Annotated in this window: 18 protein-coding genes; 15 read left to right on the top strand and 3 right to left on the bottom strand. The window is 61.2% G+C overall.

Annotated elements, in window-relative coordinates:
* Both CV770_RS36810 and CV770_RS42915 read right to left on the bottom strand, forming a co-directional pair.
* On the bottom strand, positions 1–924 hold a 924-nt coding region (locus CV770_RS36810), incomplete at its 3' end, for a DUF3991 domain-containing protein (RefSeq protein ID WP_104465831.1).
* 205 nt (positions 925–1,129) lie between these two features.
* Positions 1,130–1,306: a hypothetical protein gene (locus tag CV770_RS42915; RefSeq protein WP_201760197.1), complete on the bottom strand. Its 177-nt coding sequence runs from the start codon at positions 1,304–1,306 to the stop codon at positions 1,130–1,132.
* A gap of 701 nt (positions 1,307–2,007) precedes the next feature.
* On the opposite strand from CV770_RS42915, the gene CV770_RS36805 reads away from it, so the two are divergent.
* On the top strand, positions 2,008–2,265 hold the full coding sequence (locus CV770_RS36805; RefSeq protein ID WP_104465830.1) for a WGR domain-containing protein: 258 nt from the start codon (positions 2,008–2,010) through the stop codon (positions 2,263–2,265).
* A 79-nt stretch (positions 2,266–2,344) separates the two neighbouring features.
* Here CV770_RS36805 and CV770_RS36800 read toward each other — a convergent pair whose 3' ends face one another.
* Entirely contained in the window at positions 2,345–3,073 is a 729-nt protein-coding gene (locus tag CV770_RS36800) for an autoinducer binding domain-containing protein (protein ID WP_104465829.1), read from the bottom strand.
* A 430-nt stretch (positions 3,074–3,503) separates the two neighbouring features.
* Between CV770_RS36800 and CV770_RS36795 the strand changes: the two genes are divergently transcribed.
* The 14 genes from CV770_RS36795 to CV770_RS36725 all read left to right on the top strand — a co-directional run bounded on the left by CV770_RS36795 (position 3,504) and on the right by CV770_RS36725 (position 16,874).
* Complete coding sequence (locus CV770_RS36795; RefSeq protein ID WP_104465828.1) at positions 3,504–4,139, top strand: acyl-homoserine-lactone synthase; 636 nt, start codon at positions 3,504–3,506, stop codon at positions 4,137–4,139.
* Between the two features lie 38 nt (positions 4,140–4,177).
* Positions 4,178–4,747 carry a lysozyme family protein gene (locus CV770_RS36790; protein ID WP_104465827.1) on the top strand — a complete coding sequence of 190 codons (570 nt, stop codon included), beginning with the start codon at positions 4,178–4,180 and terminating at the stop codon, positions 4,745–4,747.
* 79 nt (positions 4,748–4,826) lie between these two features.
* Positions 4,827–5,123: a TrbC/VirB2 family protein gene (locus CV770_RS36785; RefSeq protein ID WP_036029551.1), complete on the top strand. Its 297-nt coding sequence runs from the start codon at positions 4,827–4,829 to the stop codon at positions 5,121–5,123.
* On the top strand, positions 5,123–5,461 hold the full coding sequence (locus CV770_RS36780) for a VirB3 family type IV secretion system protein (RefSeq protein WP_104465826.1): 339 nt from the start codon (positions 5,123–5,125) through the stop codon (positions 5,459–5,461). The genes CV770_RS36785 and CV770_RS36780 overlap by 1 nt, the downstream gene beginning before the upstream one ends.
* Positions 5,454–7,820, top strand: coding sequence for a VirB4 family type IV secretion/conjugal transfer ATPase (locus CV770_RS36775; protein WP_104465825.1), 2,367 nt, complete (start codon positions 5,454–5,456; stop codon positions 7,818–7,820). The genes CV770_RS36780 and CV770_RS36775 overlap by 8 nt, the downstream gene beginning before the upstream one ends.
* Positions 7,817–8,539 carry a P-type DNA transfer protein VirB5 gene (gene virB5, locus CV770_RS36770; RefSeq protein WP_104465824.1) on the top strand — a complete coding sequence of 241 codons (723 nt, stop codon included), beginning with the start codon at positions 7,817–7,819 and terminating at the stop codon, positions 8,537–8,539. Before CV770_RS36775 ends, virB5 begins: the two co-directional genes overlap by 4 nt.
* Positions 8,536–8,784, top strand: coding sequence for an EexN family lipoprotein (locus CV770_RS36765; protein ID WP_104465823.1), 249 nt, complete (start codon positions 8,536–8,538; stop codon positions 8,782–8,784). The genes virB5 and CV770_RS36765 overlap by 4 nt, the downstream gene beginning before the upstream one ends.
* A gap of 10 nt (positions 8,785–8,794) precedes the next feature.
* On the top strand, positions 8,795–9,781 hold the full coding sequence (locus tag CV770_RS36760; protein ID WP_104465822.1) for a TrbL/VirB6 family protein: 987 nt from the start codon (positions 8,795–8,797) through the stop codon (positions 9,779–9,781).
* Positions 9,782–10,118: 337 nt separating this feature from the next.
* On the top strand, positions 10,119–10,790 hold the full coding sequence (locus tag CV770_RS36750) for a VirB8 family type IV secretion system protein (RefSeq protein WP_104465820.1): 672 nt from the start codon (positions 10,119–10,121) through the stop codon (positions 10,788–10,790).
* Entirely contained in the window at positions 10,787–11,638 is an 852-nt protein-coding gene (virB9, locus tag CV770_RS36745; protein ID WP_104465819.1) for a P-type conjugative transfer protein VirB9, read from the top strand. The genes CV770_RS36750 and virB9 overlap by 4 nt, the downstream gene beginning before the upstream one ends.
* A gap of 12 nt (positions 11,639–11,650) precedes the next feature.
* Positions 11,651–12,796, top strand: a complete 1,146-nt coding sequence (virB10, locus tag CV770_RS36740; RefSeq protein ID WP_104465818.1) for a type IV secretion system protein VirB10 — start codon at positions 11,651–11,653, stop codon at positions 12,794–12,796.
* The gene (gene virB11, locus CV770_RS36735; protein WP_104465817.1) at positions 12,793–13,824 is read left to right on the top strand and encodes a P-type DNA transfer ATPase VirB11; all 1,032 of its coding nucleotides are present in this window, start codon (positions 12,793–12,795) and stop codon (positions 13,822–13,824) included. Before virB10 ends, virB11 begins: the two co-directional genes overlap by 4 nt.
* Positions 13,790–15,736, top strand: a complete 1,947-nt coding sequence (locus tag CV770_RS36730) for a type IV secretory system conjugative DNA transfer family protein (RefSeq protein WP_104465816.1) — start codon at positions 13,790–13,792, stop codon at positions 15,734–15,736. The genes virB11 and CV770_RS36730 overlap by 35 nt, the downstream gene beginning before the upstream one ends.
* On the top strand, positions 15,720–16,874 hold the full coding sequence (locus CV770_RS36725) for an LPD7 domain-containing protein (RefSeq protein WP_104465832.1): 1,155 nt from the start codon (positions 15,720–15,722) through the stop codon (positions 16,872–16,874). Before CV770_RS36730 ends, CV770_RS36725 begins: the two co-directional genes overlap by 17 nt.
* Positions 16,875–17,224 lie beyond the last annotated feature (350 nt).

Genomic DNA, 17,224 nt, shown 5'->3' with positions numbered 1-17,224 from the left:
CTGCGCGTTGCTGTCGCGCGCCACATCAAGTGGTAGCCGACAGGCCCTTAAATCCTCATTCCAGTCGCCGGCACGGGGCCGCAATCGGGCATACAGCGCACTTGCTTCGGCGGCGATAGCGCGAACACGGTCGGCGTAGATGTCGCCTTGCCGATTGTTGTCGGTTGCCGCCACGAGATGAGCGTTGGCGCGCTTGGCCAGGCCGCGCATGGCGACATCAGTCGCCGGCGACCAACCGCCGCCGGTGCTGACATAAAGTGTGTCGGTGCGCAGGACCTCGATCGCGGCGAGACTCATGGCATCGATCGCCGCCTCGGTGATGCAGATCCGCTCAGCCTGCTTCGACCCGAATCGAAAAAGCTCCTTGGCACCGTCGGTGGCGAAGCCCCGCCATGCCGGCCCACGCTCCTCCCAGCCTGTGACCGCTCCAGTCGAGTCGCTATGCGCCGCCCACATGCTGCCTTGGGGACCCTCTCGCAACTGATCGCAGGCGACCGCCTGCTTCAGGATATCGGGCGGCAACGCGCGCTGGCGGGTCAGATAGCGCCAGGCTGGCGAGCCGGGGGTCGGCCTTAAGCGGCGCGTCCACCGCTGTTTTACGGACGTAAGGGACTTCGGCCTTGCCGGGCGCTGCCATGCAGGTGAGCTGGGAACGAAGCCAACCACATCCGCAACACGATCACATGCCTCAATGAAGCCATCGGCACCGAGATGTTCGGCGAGCGAAAACACATCCCCTTTCGCCGGCGACAACGGATCGAACCAGCCGCGACCTTGGTGGATGACGATGACGATGTTGCTGTCGCGGCGATATTTGATCGCTCGCCGGGTGCTTTCCTTGACGTCGACCTTCCAGCTGTCTTTTTCAAGCAGAGCCTCGCAGCCAACCTTTTTGCGGAGCTCTTCTATTTCTCTCTTGTCCATTGTTTGCACCGGCGTCGCGCGGGCGACGTCCGGCCCTTCTTCTATTGGTCTCACTCGTTCCTGGCCTTGCGGCACATCCCCGACCGGCCGCGAAGCCTGCCGGGCGCAAGGGCGCGCGGACAAGCTGTCGAATTTGTCAGATAGCTGTGCGCGGCGAAGCTTCCCTTGCAGCCGGCATGGCGCCAGCGGCAGCCGGCCACCCGGCTCAATGAGCCGGGCACCAGGGGTCGTATTCATGGACGATGGCGTCCTGGTGGCCGTCATATTCGCTGGAGACCATCACGCCGAACTCGTTCTCAGCCTGGAAAAGGATGACCGGCACCATCAGCGTGCGGGCCAGATCGAAGGCGTGGTTCTGAGCGAGGGCGAGATTGTGCGACATTGAAGGCTCCCGTCTTGCGGCGGGGACCATCCCCGCTCGACAGGCGCCGACGTGTTCAGGGGCGGCTGCGGTCACCTCGAAGGCGGAGCCGAAGAGATCGCACGCTTGCGTAGCGAACCCCTTTGTGGGTTGATCGTGGAAGGCCGCACCAGAACCAAGGAAAGCCCATTCGAGAGCGGGGTACGTCCTTCACCGAAAGCATGTGAGTCGAAATGCACATGGTTCGGCCGCGGATGCAGTGTCGGTCTGATTGACTACGAGAACAGCCGCCGTCGTTTTGTCCGGAGCGAACGTCGATTTGGCCGGCTGGCTGCTGCTCCGCGAAGGTTCCGCTGCCGTTCAATGTCCTTGAGGCTAAAGGCTTCGTTTGCGTTTAGGGTTCAGGTCCAACACGAACACGCGGGGCTTCCGATAGACTCAGCAGCTGGCTGTTCGGGGACTCGGGCCGCTTCGCGTCAGGGATGGCAGCCCGTAAGGGGGAAGACCCGCTCGCGGGGCTTCAGCGCAGCCTCCAGCCCGGCCCGCAGGGCGACGCCCGCTTTCTTCGCAGCGAGAGGCGCACAACAGCCGATATATTTTCCAAGACCGACCACTGAACACCTCAATGGCTCTCATCATCGGTATTAAACTTCTGAATCGAGAGCCATGATCGATTCGATAAATTAATTGGACGGTGGTTTCGACAGTTGCGATTCTTGCGCATGTCCGAACTCACGGTGCCATACCTCGTGCTCCAACGGTGCGATCCGGCCTGTAATATGGCCAGGTTCTATGTCCTCACGATTGAACCGACTCTGTTCGGTGATACTGCGTTGGTGCGCGAATGGGGGCGTCTCGGCCAACGCGGCAGCCGGCGGATGGACCTGTTTGCCGGGAGGGTCCAGGCCGTCGAAGCGCTCGAGGCGTGGCTCGTCCGCAAAAGGCGCCGTGGTTATGTTCCAAAGAACCCCGCGCCTTGAATGCAACGGCCCAACCTATCATCCTGATTGAACCGTCGAACTTGGAACTTCTTCACGAGGCGGACAGCTGTTTTGCGCATTACGGGAGCAATCCCTGCCGAAACGCGAGCGCCACAGCGTGCGGGAGGGTCAATGCAGCAAGATTGCGCCTGGCATTGTCCAGATGAAACTTCACACCCCGCGAGCTAACACCGAGGAGCTGGGCAATATCCTGCATCGTCTTGCCATCGGAGACCCAGGCGAGACACTGCCGCTCGCGTTGCGTCAGAGGGCAAACGATCTCGCCCGCTGCCGAGGTGCGTCCAATCCTGGCGCTCACATGCGCATGATAGGTGAGACCCACCATTTCCAACATCTCTTGCGAGGCCTCAATGAAACGATCGAGTCCCAGGCTGCGCTCGTCGACCGCAAGCGTAAACGCCGCGAACTGGTTTTGGCTCGAGGGAATGCGAACCGTCAGGCCGGTCCTGATCTTGAAACTCAGTGCATCGTCAAACAGACGGCGCTCTTTCGGCGACCTTGCGCTTCGCGCCTCACGGCCATCCCACAGGAATAATCGGCTCGTACTTCGCGGCTCCTGAAGAACGGGGTCGATGTTGTGATAGCCTTCCCGGAAATAGTGGCTGGTCCAGCTCTTTGGATAGGATGAGATCAGATTGGGGCCATTCGCGCGCTGACCAAAATAAGCGAACCATCGGAACCCCAAAGCATGCGCGGCTCGTTCCGCAACACGTCGAAAATCATCTTCTGTTTGGACAGTGTGAAGACAATCGACAAATTCATCGCATGCTCTTTTGACATCTTTCATCGCGCCACTTCAGTCGTTTCTTAGTTCCCACAACGCGAATATTCTGACGATTCGCGTTCCACGTGCAGGCATTTATTGCGACGTTGCGGCAACTTTGCGGCACGAACAATTCAATATCGCCCTGTCAAAACTACAGCTACAGCAGCAACGCGCACATACGCCAGAGGAGAACAACCTCTGACTGCAGCCCCTCAAAGCAAAATATTTCTCCCTTTGGTAGAACCTAAGGAATTTCATTCCCTGCGCTGTCAGACCTGCGCATCACGGAACTTATACAGTTTCCAAAGTGCGCGCGGATCGCCCCGCACCATGCGAATACGGTTCGCGACCCAACAGATCCATAGCGCCCTGTCAGAACTGACAGCGCAACGCAGGGACCGTGGCTGCTTTCTTGATCTCGAGGCTGTGATTCGTAAGTTTGAGGTTAAGAATGAAGGTCATTGTGCGTAGCCGTGCGGCACTCCTGCAGGACTCCGAACTAACGCTAGGAATGCATCGCCTGCGCAGGCGCGTGTTCAAGGATCGGCTCGACTGGGACGTCTCTGTTTCCAACGGATTAGAGATCGATCAGTATGACACCTTTAAGCCCACTTATCTCCTGGTGCTTGAGCAGAACGACGTTGTTGGCTGTGTTCGCTTGCTGCCGACCACCGGGCGCAACATGCTCGCCGATACGTTCCCAGTGTTGCTGGATGGCAACCCGGCTCCGAAGGCGACCACGATTTGGGAGAGCTCGCGCTTTTGCGTTGACACCAAGAGTGCGGCGGCGACAGCAGAGAATGGTCTGCGCAAAGCGACGTTCCTGCTGTTTGCAGCCATGATCGAATGGGGGCAGCAGCACAATCTTCAGGCCATCGCAACGGTCACTGATCTGCGCATGGAGCGCGTCCTGCGTCGGGCCGGATGGCATCTCGATCGCCTCGGCTTGCCTCGCCAAATCGGCTCGACCAATGCCGTAGCCGGCTTGATGCCGATCTCCGGTGAGGCTCTCGGCGCGATCCGAGTGGCTGGGCAGATTTCGGGCCGTGCAATTGAGGCGCCATCAAGCCTGGCGATCGCTGCTTAACTTCGAACGCCCTCAGTTCCTGACAAAAGGTTCTCACCATGGATCCCGCTGCATTCGCGGCTCTGGTCGAACGATGCGCCCCGACCGCAATGGCTCGGCCGCTGACGGCCATCGTGCGGCAGGCGAGCTCATTCGAGCCGCTGCTCATCACGATTGAAGGTCGCAAACCGATTCCGATTCAGGCGACCGACCGTGACGAAGCCATCCAGCTCGCGACCGAGGCCATCGCTAGCGGCCAGCAGGTCCGAACCGGTCTCGCCCAACTTGATGCTGAGGAGACAAAAAAGGCCGGGCTGACGGCTGCCACCACCTTCGATGCGTGCCAACACATTGCTGGCCTTGGCAAATTATTCGACGCGCGCCTGCAAGCTGCGAGCATGAAAAGCGCAGATCAAGACCGGACGATTGCCGAGGTTGTTGCGAGCTTTGCGTCCAAAGCTCCCAGCCGAGCATCCGAGCCTGGCATCCAGCCGATGGCGACCACCGATCGTGACCGCCCCACCGGCGATACGACAATCAATCCACCCGCAGCGTCTGCCAGTGAGCCCCCGCGCTGGGACGTCTATCGCTCGGGACTAGGCACGTCAGCTTTCGTCTACGAACGATGAGAAAACGTCGTTTTTCCACCTCAACTCAATACCGTGGTCCGGGATGGGGTCCGGCTGCGGTGCCAATCGGAGCCGTGCCATGACTTCTCCTCTTAAACACTCCGCTGCCCTTCTTTGCATGGGGGCCGTGCTCAGCATCGCCTTGGTAGAGCCGGCGCTGGCGCAGACCGCGAACATCGAAGGCGTGCTGCAGAACATTGTCAACATGCTGACCGGCAACGTTGCTCGTCTGCTGGCAACGCTAGCGGTCATCATCGTCGGCATCGCCTGGATGTTCGGCTATCTCGATCTGCGCAAGGCGGCCTATGTCGTGCTCGGCGTTGCCATCACCTTCGGCGCCTCCGAGGTGGTCTCGACGCTGACTGGGGGTCACTGATGAGCGGGGCCGCGCGACTCACCGAGGATACCTTATTCCTCGCCTGTACACGTCCCGCCATGGTCGCCGGAGTCACCATGGAAGCCATGGCCCTCAACGTGATGTTTTCCTGCATCCTGTTCCTGGTGGCCGGGAGCATCGTCTACGGCCTGGTCGCGCTTCCGATCCATGGGCTTTGCCGCGTCATCTGCCGGCATGACCCCAACATGTTCCGGATCCTGCTTGCCTGGATCGAAACCCGAGGCCGCGCGCGCAACGCCGCATTCTGGGGCGGCTCGTCCTGCACGCCGCTCAAGCTCCTGCGGCGATATCGAACAAGGGACCTCGGTAATGCGTAACAGGACGCTGAAAACCCGGGAGATCGAGCCCGACATCTACCTGCCGTTCGGCCGGCATGTCACCAACACGGTGATCAGCCTCACGACCCGAGCCCTGGCGACGGTAATCCGGATTGACGGCACCTCTTTTGAGACAGCCGAGACGTCGGATCTGAACGATCTTCACGGCAAGCTGAATCTCACCTTGCGCAATGTTGCAGATCCGCAGCTGGCGCTCTGGAGCCACCTGGTGCGCCGCCGGACGTCCGTTTATCCCGCCGGCTCCTTCCGGTCGACCTTTGCAGCCGCACTTGACGCCCAATATCGCGAACGGCTTTGCAAGGAAGCGCTATTTCGCAACGATCTCTATCTGACCCTGGTTTGTCACCCCGGCCGTGCGGCAACCGATACGGCGGCTGCGTTCTTTCGGCGGCTCAGCCGAAGCACCGCAGATTCCGCCGAGGTCGACAGCGCCGCCCTGAAGCGGCTTGACGACGCAACACGAGACATCGTTGCGGCCCTCGACCGTTACGGCGCCCGTGCGGTCGGATTGGTCGAGCACGACGGCATCGCCTTCTCAGAACCGATGGAGTTACTCCACGCGCTCGCCTCCGGGGAATGGATGCCGATGCCCTTGCCGCAAGGGCCGGTCGGCTCCGCACTCTATTCAAACCGTGTCATCTTCGGCCGCGAAGCACTCGAGATCCGCGGCGCCGGCGGATCGCGCTTCGCTGGCATGTTCGGGCTGAAGGAATATCCGGCGTCCACCAAGCCTGGCCTGCTAAACGCGCTGCTTTCGGCGCCGTTCGAACTCATCGTCACACAATCATTCGCGTTCTTGGCGAAGGCGGACGCCAAAACGGTCCTGACGCGCAAGCAGAACCAGCTGGTCTCAGCCCAGGATCCGGCCGCGTCACAGATCGACGAGCTCTCTGACGCGCTCGACGACCTCGAATCCAACCGGTTCGTGCTTGGAGACCATCACCTCTCGCTCTTGGTCTACGCCGATACGCCGTCGCAGCTACAGGACCACATGAGCGTGGCCCGGCGCGCACTGGCCGACGCCGGTGCGGTGGTCGCCCGGGAAGATCTTGGACTTGAAGCCGCCTATTGGGCCCAGCTCCCCGGGTTGTTCAAATACCGGGCACGCACTGGTGCGATTAACTCGCGGAATTTCGCAGCATTCTCTCCGTTCCACACCTATCCCACCGGTCAGCCTGCTGGCAACCATTGGGGTCCGGCGGTTGCGATGCTCAAGACGGCGTCCGGCTCGCCCTTCTACTTTTCCTTTCATCACGGCGATCTCGGCAACACTTTCATCTGCGGCCCGTCGGGATCCGGCAAGACCGTCGTACAGAACTTCCTGCTCGCTCAGGCCGAGCGGTTAGGCGCTTCCTACGTCTTCTTCGACAAGGACCGTGGCGCCGAGATCTTCGTGCGCGCCTCCGGCGGCACCTATCTGACGCTCCACAATGGCGCCCCGACCGGGTGCGCGCCGCTCAAGGCACTGGAGCTGACGCCAGCCAATCTTTCCTTCCTGGGCGAGTTGATCCGGAAGCTCGTCACCCCGGACGATCGCCCGCTGACCGTGATCGAGGAGGAACGGATCGATTCCGGACTGCGCGCGCTCGGTCAATTGCGCCAGTCGGAGCGATCGTTCGGGACACTGCGGGCTTTTCTCGGACAGCAGGACCGCGAGGGCATTGGTGCGCGGCTCGAGCGATGGTGCCGCGGCGCTCCCTTCGGCTGGGTGCTCGACGGCGATCACGACGCCATCGGCCTCGACGCCCGGTTCATCGGTTTCGACATGACCGATCTCCTGGATCATCCCACGGTGCGCACACCGCTTATGATGTACCTGTTCCATCGCGTTGAGCGGTTGATCGACGGTCGGCGCCTCATCATCGACATCGACGAGTTCTGGAAGGCGCTCGGCGACGAGGCCTTTCGTGATCTCGCCAACAACAAGCTCAAGACCATCCGCAAGCAGAACGGCGTCATGGTGTTCGGGACCCAGTCGCCGCGCGACGCGTTGGCCTCGCCGATCGCGCACACCATTGTCGAACAATGCCCGACCCAGATCTTCCTGCCGAACGCGCGGGGAACGCGCTCGGACTATGTCGACGGCTTCCATCTGACCGACACAGAATTCCGCTTGATCAAGGAGGAGCTCGCTCCGGAAAGCCGGCGCTTCCTGGTCAAGCAAGGCCATAACTCGGTGGTAGCAGAACTCGACCTTGGCGGCTTCGACGACGCGCTCGCCGTCCTGTCGGGACGCACGGAAACAGTCGAGCTGCTTGACCGCATTCGCAAGCAAGTAGGCGACGACCCGGCGCAATGGCTGCCAATATTTCATGCGGAACGGAGGACGGCCCGATGATGGTTCAACGTATCGTGGCGGCTCTCGCCTGCCTGTCTGTCGTCATCCTGCTGACGGTCTCACCGGCCAGGGCGGAAATCGTGTTCGACCCAAGCGTATATGCGCGGCAGTTTGAGCAACTGACGGAGCTGAAGAAGCAGGTCGATACCCTGACGTCGCAGCTCAAGGTCGCACAGGATCAATTGAGCCAGGCCAAGCAGCTCTATGACAGCTTCAACAAGCGGACGAACACCAACGACATCGGCGCGCTCTTGAACACGCCGCAGTTCCGCAAAGTTCTGCCCCAACAGTTTTCGGATATCGAACGTCTCGTCGCGGGGCAGGGTGGCGGCAACTTCGCCGACGCGATCAACCATTATCTTTCGCAGAACCGCGCGTATGCCGGCAACAGCGGCAACTCGTACTACCAGAGCGAGTTCGACCGGATCGCTCGGCAGACGGGCGCGAAGCACTCCATGGGCCAGGCCGTGTACGACACGGCCTCGCAGCGCATCGATGCGCTTGAGGAGCTCAGGGCTCGCATCAGCTCGGCGACCGACGCCAAGGAGATCCTCGATTTATCCGCGCGGCTGCAGGCCGAACAGGCGCTGCTGCAGAACGACGTCCTCCGAATGCAGGGTCTGGCGATGATCCAGCAGGCCCGCACGGACATGGATGGACAGCGGGAGCGGGAGAAACAGCGACAATTGGTCGATGAAATCAAGGCGGCTTTGCAATGAAAAAGATGACTTCTATTCTGTTATTGCTTGCCACAACAATCAGCCTCACGGGCTGCAACGAGACCGACACCGGTCGTCCGACGAAAACAGTTGGCTGGTTTTTCGAGCATCGCGACGAGCTTGCGGTGGCTCTCAAGGCGTGCCGCGATAACCCGGGCGAACTCGCAAAGACGCCAAATTGCGTCAACGCCAATGAAGCCCGCAACAAGGTCACCGTCCAAGAAATGAAAGATGCCCTGAAATAAGGATCGCGCGATGGCCGTTAACGTCTTCGACAGCTTCTTGAAAGAGTTCGAGCAACCGATCACGGCATTCGTGTCGACCTCGGTTTCGAATCTTGCCTCCTACATCGATGGTCCGCTGCGCACCGCCGTAATGCTCTACGTTATCCTCTACGGTTTTGCAGTGATGCGGGGAGCGATTTCCGAGCCGGTCATGGAATTTGCCTGGCGGGCGATGCGGATCGTAGTTGTGGTGCTGCTAGCGACGAATTCGAGCACGTTCCAACAGTACGTGACAGGATTGTTCTTCGACTCTTTGCCAAAGGAGATCGGCAATGCGCTGGCGGGATCTGGACTGAATACCAGTTCCGGCGCTCCGTTCGATCAGCTTCTGTCCAAAGGAATTGATGTTGCCAACAAGATCTATGAGCAGGCTGGCCTGACCAACATCGCACCCGCGCTGATTGCGGCCATTCTCCTGGTCTTTGTGGCCGTCGGATCGTTCCTGCAATTCGCCATTCTGCTCTACGCCAAAGTGGGTCTTGGCGTCGTCATCGCGCTCGGTCCGATCTTCATTGCGCTGGGACTGTTTGAGGCGACCCGCCCGTTCACGGAAGCCTGGCTTCGGCAGGTCGCCAACTTCGTGATTCTGTTGGTGTTGGTGGTCGCTCTGGTCGGGCTGATGTTAACCACAGTCAGCGGCTTCATCGACAGGTTCGCGGCAAACGCGGGAACGGCGGGCGAGATGGTCGTGGCCGCGGTCGCGATCAGCGCAGTACTAGGACTCTCCGGCTACATCGCGCTTCAATTGCCGGTCATCGCAGGTGGTCTTGCCGGGGGCGGAGCGTCGCTGGCAAGCCGACTGGTCACAAGCCCAATGATTGCCAATGCCACGGCCGCGGCCGGAGGGGCCTATGCCGGCGCCCGCTGGTCGGCCGGCCGTGGCCTCGCTGCCCTCAGAGCCAGCCGTCAGGGCGGCAGCATGCAGCGCGCTCAATCGCGGGGCACGACGGCGGCCTAAGCAATGATCGCCAGAGACAAATAAAACAGGGGCATCAGAACGATGTGGCGTCGACTATTCATCATTTGCGTCATCGCATGGCAGCTTGGGGGCTGCGCGAACTGGTCAAAGGGGCCACCCTCATGTGATGGCCTGGCTCGCCGGCCGCTTAATCGCTCGCTCTGGGATTGGGAGTCCGGCGCGCCGTCGGCGACACCCGAGCCCCAAGCTTCGCCGTCCGCCCCCATCATCCGGAAGGGCGAAGGCGACTCGTCCGCAACGTCGACCCATCTCGCCACGTTCGGCCAAAGGGGCAACATTGCAGCCTCGTATCGCGCCTGCGGCAAGGAGGCGTGAGATGGTTCGGCAGGATGATCTGAAAAGCTATTTCGACAATGCGCGGCGATGGGAACAGGATCTGCTTCTGTCCGCCCATCGCTCGCGGCGAACAGCGTGGGTGGTTGCCGCTGGCGCCTGCGCCTTGGCGGTGGCCTCAGTCGGTGCCGTCGCCGCGCTAGCGCCGCTGAAAACCGTCGAGCCATTCGTCATTCGAGTCGACAATTCTACCGGTATTGTCGACACCGTCTCGGCCCTCAATTCGACGCCGGCGCGCTACGACGAAGCCGTCACCAAGTATTTCCTTGGACGCTACGTTCGCGCGCGGGAAGGTTACAGCTACCCGGAAGCCGAAACCAATTTTCGGACGATTTCGCTGCTTTCGGGTCAAGGCGAACAGGCCCGCTTCGCTGCCTGGTACCGGGGCTCCAATCCCGAAAGCCCGCAAGTCGTTCAGGGCCGCTTCGGGATTGCCACGGTCCGTATCAAGGCGATTTCTCTCCTGGCCGACAACGTCGCGTCTGTGCGGTTCATGAAAGAGAGCCGCAAGGGCGAGGAAACCCATGTGACCCATTGGGTTTCGACCGTGACGTTCTCTTACGCCAACGCGCCAATGTCCTCTGCAGACCGCCTGATCAATCCGCTCGGCTTTCTGGTTTCGGAATATCGCGCCGATCCGGAGGTCGTGCCATGAAACGTTTCGCGCTTCTGATCATTTTAGCTCTCGGATTTGCGGCACCCGTGCTGGCACTGCAGCAGCCGGTGCCTGGTCAACACGATGCGCGCGTACGTACTGTGACCTATGACCCAGCCAATGTGGTCCGCCTCAACGGCGTCATCCGCGCCTCGACCCAGGTCGTGTTTGCCGATGACGAGGAAGTCGCGCATGTGGCCATCGGCGACGCGATTGCATGGGAAGTCGCACCCGCGGGTTCAATCCTGTTCCTCAAACCCCGAGAAAAACATCCGCCGACCAATCTGCAGGTTGTCACTACCCGGCCCGATGGACGCAAACGCTCCTATCAGTTCGAGCTGTCGATCGCCGAGACGACGCTGGCCGACAGCTACTTCGTGGTCCGCTTTGCCTATCCCGGCGACGAGATCGAGCGCCGGCGCATCGAGGCGGCGGCCCGGAGCGCCGAGCGGGAAGGCGCGCTGATAGATCAGACGTTTGACCTACATCATGCCTATGGTGCGCGCAACTGGCGCTTTTCGGCGCAGGGGTCGGTCGACCTCGAGCCCGAAGCGGTCTTCGACGACGGCAAGGAGACCACGTTCCGCTTCGCTGGCAATCGCGAGATCCCCGCGATCTATCTGATCAACTCGGATGGCTCTGAAAGTCTGGTGCCCAAGGATGTCCGTGGCGAGCTGGTTGTTGTCCACGCCACGGCTCGCGAGTTTCGACTGCGCAAGGGCGACATCGTGCTCTGCATCTTCAACGAAGCGTTCGATGCTGTCGGTGTCAATCCCGGCACCAACACCACGAGCCCCTCGGTCGAACGGCGGGCGAAGAGGTCATCTCCAACCCTTAAAGCACGATGAGGCGGGTGCAACATGACCGAGCTTGAACATGAGACGCTTGCCGGCGAGCGCGGAATTACCCCGGTGGGAGGAGGGGACAGCGGTCGAACGGCGATACTCAAACGCGGCTTCGGCGCGCTCGCGCTCACCGCATTCGCCTTCCTGATCATCTGGGGGACCTGGAAAAGCGATAAGCCGGTCTCGGATTCGGCCCGAAAGCTCATGATCCGCCAGGCGGCGGCCTTCGAGCCTGTTGCGGAAACACCCGCCGCACCGGTCACCACGGCATCCATTCCTGTCGCACCTATCTCAGCCACGCCGGCGGCCCCCGCGCCGGCTCCCGACCAGATGCTCGAAAGCGCGCGGCGCGCACCGGTGCTGGCCTACAATCGGCCGGTGGCATCGGGACGCTCGGCCCGCAACGTCCCGACCGGAGGTGTCCCCGTTGATCCCTATGATTTCGGGCGAGCCGAGCCACGCAACGAGCTTGCCGACAAGCTCAAACCCACGCCGATCGAGGGCGTGCGGGCGGCGCGGCTGCCCAATCGGAATCTCCTGGTTACCCAGGGCACGTCGATCCCTTGCGTGCTCGAGACCGCAATGTCGTCGGACGTGGCCGGCTTCGTCTCCTGCGTCGTGCTGCGCGACGTGATGTCGGATTCCGGCAACGTTGTGCTTATGGAAAAGGGCACGCAAGTCGTTGGCGAATACCGCGGCAACGTCCGGCGCGGCTCAAAGCGGATGTTCGTCCTGTGGGCTCGCGCCAAGACGCCGACCGGTGTCATCGTGGCACTGGCCTCGCCCGCCACGGATGCGCTCGGCCGGGCCGGGTTCGACGGCGATATCGACACGCATTTCTGGGAGCGCTTCGGCTCGGCGCTGTTGTTGTCGATCGTCGGCGATGCCTCTTCGATCGGGCGTCAGCAACTGCAAGACGGCTCGATCCAGATCAACAACACGGCTGGCGCGACCAACACCGCCGCCGGCATTGCCGTCGAGCAGTCCATCAACATCCCGCCGACGCTGAGCAAGAATCAGGGCAAACTGGTCAATATCTTTGTCGCGCGCGACCTCGATTTCTCGTCGGTCTATCAGCTCTCGCGTATCGAAAGCCACACCCAGATTCTCGACCGCACCGTCCCCGGAGGCATCGTCGGGCCCGCGGCGGTAACAAAATGAGCCAAGTCGCATCCATCGGACATGATAGCGGGCGTCTGGTGCTGGCACGTTATCTCGAGCCGCTGGCGCCGTACCTCGCGGACCACACTCTGACCGAAATCGTCGTCAACCGTCCCGGCGAGGTTTTCGTGGAGGGGCCCGACGGTTGGACTCGACATGAAGCCGCGGCCCTCACGCAAACTTACCTCTCACATCTTGCAACCGCGGCCGCCAGTCACACCCGACAGGATATAGGGCCGGAATACCCGGTGGTCTCGACCAACCTGATCGGCGAGGAGCGCTGTCAAATCGTTGTACCACCCGCAGTGCCTGCGGGCATGATCAGTCTCACGATCCGCAAGCCGTCGACACTGACCATGAACCTGGACGCTCTTGAGCGGGTAAGGTTGTTCGATGAGGTCCGCCCTGCCAGTGACGAGCTGGACGCCGACGAGCATCGACTGCTGACCCTGAAAGAAGCAGGCCAATGGTGCGAGTTCCTTAAGCTTGCGGTGCGCACCCGCCGCAATATCCTGATCTCGGGGGCGACCGGTTCGGGCAAGACCACTCTGTCCAAAGCGCTAATTGCGGCTATCCCGGCGCATGAACGCCTCATTACGATCGAAGACACCGCCGAGCTCGTCATCCCGCATCAGAATTGCGTCCGGCTGCTCTACGCCAAGGACGGACAGGGCGTGGCCAAGATCGGCCCCCGCGAACTCCTGGGATCGTCATTGCGCATGCGGCCCGATCGCATTCTGCTGCAGGAGCTGCGCGACGGCACCGCCTTCTTCTATCTCAGGAATGTGAATTCAGGGCACCCGGGATCGATCACAACGGTTCACGCCGACAGCGCCCGTCTTGCCTTCGAACAGATGACACTACTGGTCAAGGAGAGTGCGGAGGGACGGGATCTTCATCGCGACGATATCCGTTCGCTTTTGCTGCACCTTGTCGACGTCGTCGTGCAGATGCAGAAGCGCAACGGCCGCTATCGCATTTCGGAAATCTACTATGACCCCGCTCGCAAGCGCGACCACGCCCATTAAGGCAGCCCAGGGCACTGCGCTTGCCCTCATGGCCGGCGCAGTGTTCCTACTGGTCGCCTCGAACGTCCTGCTGCTCGGGCTCAGACTTCACGATGGCGGCTTCCACTGGTCGGAGATCGCCACAGGCTGGCCACGCTATGGTGCCGACCCGCGCTTCGACCGCTGGCTGACGCTGTCGACGCTCGCCGGCCTGATTGTGGTCTTTGGCCTGCTCGGCGCCATTCTCCGGCAGCGTCCCGTTCCCCTTCACGGCAAGGCCCGTTTCGCCTCCGAGCGCGAGATCAAGGCCGCTGGCCTGCGATCCAAGGACGGTCTGCTGCTCGGCCGCAAAGATGGAAAACTGCTCTGCTTCGGCGGATCGGAACACGTCCTCCTCTACGCTCCAACCCGCGCGGGGAAGGGCGTCGGCTATGTCATTCCAAACCTGCTCAATTGGCCGGATTCGGTTGTTGCCCTCGACGTCAAGAAAGAGAACTGGGATCGTTCGGCAGGCTTTCGCGCCGCCCACGGGCAGGAAGTCCATCTGTTCGATCCTCTCGACGAGAACGGTCGCACCGCACGTTACAATCCCCTGGGCTATGTGCGCGGCGACCCCGCGGACCTCTATGACGATCTGCAGCGCATCGCCGTGATGCTGTTTCCGGCCGAAAGCCGCGGCGATCCGTTCTGGTTCGAGGCGGCTCGTTCATCCTTTGTGGCGATTGGCGGATATGTCGCGGAAACGCCGGGCTTGCCACTGACGATTGGCGAGATCCTGCGCCAGCTATCGGCGACTCAAGATCTCAAAGCTCACTTCGGCAAGATCATCTCCGACCGCAAGGCGGGTCCTTCCCCACTGTCGCGGCACTGCATCACGGCGCTGAACGACTTTCTCGCCGCCTCCGAAAACACTTTGAACTCGGTACGCAAGACCGTAACGGCCCGCCTCGGTCTTTGGCTCAATCCCCGCATCGATGCCGCAACTTCGACCAATGATTTCGATCTGCGGCAGCTGAGGCAGAGTCCCATTTCCATTTACCTCGGGGTGACACCCGACAATCTCGACCGCATGGCACCGCTCCTGAATCTGTTCTTCCAGCAGGTGGTCGACCTCAACACTCGCGAACTACCCGAACAAAATCCCAAATTCGCCCGCAAGGTGCTGCTCTTGCTGGACGAATTTCCAGCGCTGGGCAATGTCAACGTGCTGGCGAAATCGGTCGCTTTCGTCGCCGGGTACGGCATCCGTCTTCTCACGGTGGTCCAGAGCCCGGCGCAGCTCCGCGCGATCTACGGGGTCGATGCTGCGCGCAACTTCATGACCAACCACGCCGTGGAGGTCGTGTTTGCGCCGAAGGAGCAGGACGTGGCGAATGAGCTCTCGGAGCGCATCGGCTACGAGACTGTGAACGCCCGCAGCCGCAGCGGACCAAAAGGGCTGGCGATGCGCGCGACCAGCGAGACGGTGTCCGAGCATCGTCGCGCCCTGATGCTGCCTCAAGAGCTCAAGCTCCTTCCGAGATCCAAGGCCTTCATCCTCGGCACCGGCATTCCCCCTATCATCGCCGACAAGATCATTTATTACGAGAATAAGTCTTTTCTGGAACGATTGCTGCCGGCGCCTATCCCGCAGATGCCCAAAGGTCGCTCAAACGCACTGCTCGACGCTGAGATCAAGGAGCTGCGCTCCGAGCTTGCCGAGTTGCGCGTGGTACTGCGAGCGCGGCCCATGACCGATGAGGAGGTGGCCGACCCCTCCACGATTCCTGCCGGCGCCAGCTTCGATTTCGGTAACGTGGATATCGACCTTGAAGGCCTCTCCGAAGACGAGCTGAAAGCCTGGACCCTGAACTACATCGACGCTCAGGTCATTCCGCCGACGCGGCCGAGCGGCCGCAAGCAGAAGGGTGAGCAGCATGAACGACAGGCATGACGCGAGCAAGGAATTCAGCCTGGAGCGGCAACGTCGCGCGGGGCGCGCTTCCGGCCGAGACAAAGGGGAAGACAAGGTAGCAACAGCCTCCAAGAATCCTTCCGCGGAGGTCTCCGATAGTGCGTTTCCGGACCGTATCCGTCGGAAATATTACGTGGTGGCCAGTGAATCCGAAAAGGATAGATCTGGACGCGAGGCGCGGCTCTATGCCGATGAGCGGAAAGAGTACCTCGCGTTCAAGACCACTGACAATCGCCTGGTCACCCGCATAGCTGCCGCCGAAGTGATCCTGGACATGGTCAGCGTGGCACAACATCGCCAGTGGGAGGCACTGCACGTCCGTGGTTCCGGCGAGTTCCGGCGCGAGGCGTGGCTTGAGGCTAGCGCACGCGGAATAGAGGTGCAGGGCTATCAGCCAAACGAGCTTGATCGCCAGGCGCTCGCTGACCGACGAGTAGCATGGGATCGAGCCCACGCCCGGACTAACGATGTCGAGGCTCGCTCGGCCTCCGACAGGTCAACACAGGCGGATAGGCTCGATTACGACAAGGGCGTTTCCGGACGTCTCATGGAGGTCGGTTTTGGCCCGTATCGCAACCGCACCGACGCGGAGCCGTCAACCTATGTAGCCATTGAACTGGATGATGGCAGGCGACATCAGGTGTGGGGCGTCGGCGTTGTAACTGACGTGGCAGACAGTGGCGCCAGGCCTGGCGACCGCATCTCTCTGCGAAGGGATGGCGTCGAACCCGTCATCAGGGCGATCAAGTCCAGAGACGCCGCCACAGGAATCGCTGGCATTGAACGGCGCCAGATGTGGCGCAACATGTGGAGTGTGACGGTGGAGGCACGCCGTGCAGACCGACCGGCGGCCGCACGGGATTCCGACCTGCTCGCGGCTCAATCCCAGCTTGTCGTCATCAACAAGCTTGTCGAGCGCGCTCTGCCGAACGATGAGAATGCTCGCCAGAGCATTGTGGCGTTCGCCAAGGAGCGGATCGCGCACCATGTCGAAAACGGTCGTTCGTTTGCACGCGCAAATGTCCTAAACTCTGTTCAGGAGCGCCATCAAGCGGCAACCGACAAAGACCAGGTGCACCACGAGGGACGGGTAAAAATGAAGGAGCGAGAGCGCTGATTTCCACCATCGGACGGCATTAGCTCGCAAAAATAAATCAACAAGCGCTCGGCGAGGAGTCAGGCGAGCGCCTACTCAGCAGCTTTCAGTCCTCTGCGAAGTGGAATGGTTGAAAATCGTGGGTTTGACTCTCCCACTCTCTCCGCCATTTGCACGCTTTTCTGCGCCAACCTGCGATCTACGACGAAATCCCACGCACGATGTTGGCGCCGGCGCGGTTAGGTAGTCGTCCGTTCTTTAATCGCGGGCACGATGTCAACCCCGATAGACAAAAGTGATCCACTGCCGGGTTCATGGTTCTTTCCGCGGTCGTCTCTACAGCCGCCGCATGATGGCGTTCAACAGGTGTG

This window comes from Bradyrhizobium sp. AC87j1 (genome assembly GCF_002936975.1).
In the GTDB taxonomy this organism is placed as follows: Bacteria; Pseudomonadota; Alphaproteobacteria; order Rhizobiales; family Xanthobacteraceae; genus Bradyrhizobium; species Bradyrhizobium shewense.
Note: the sequence above shows the minus strand (reverse complement) of the source record. Positions and strands in the feature narration are given on the sequence as shown.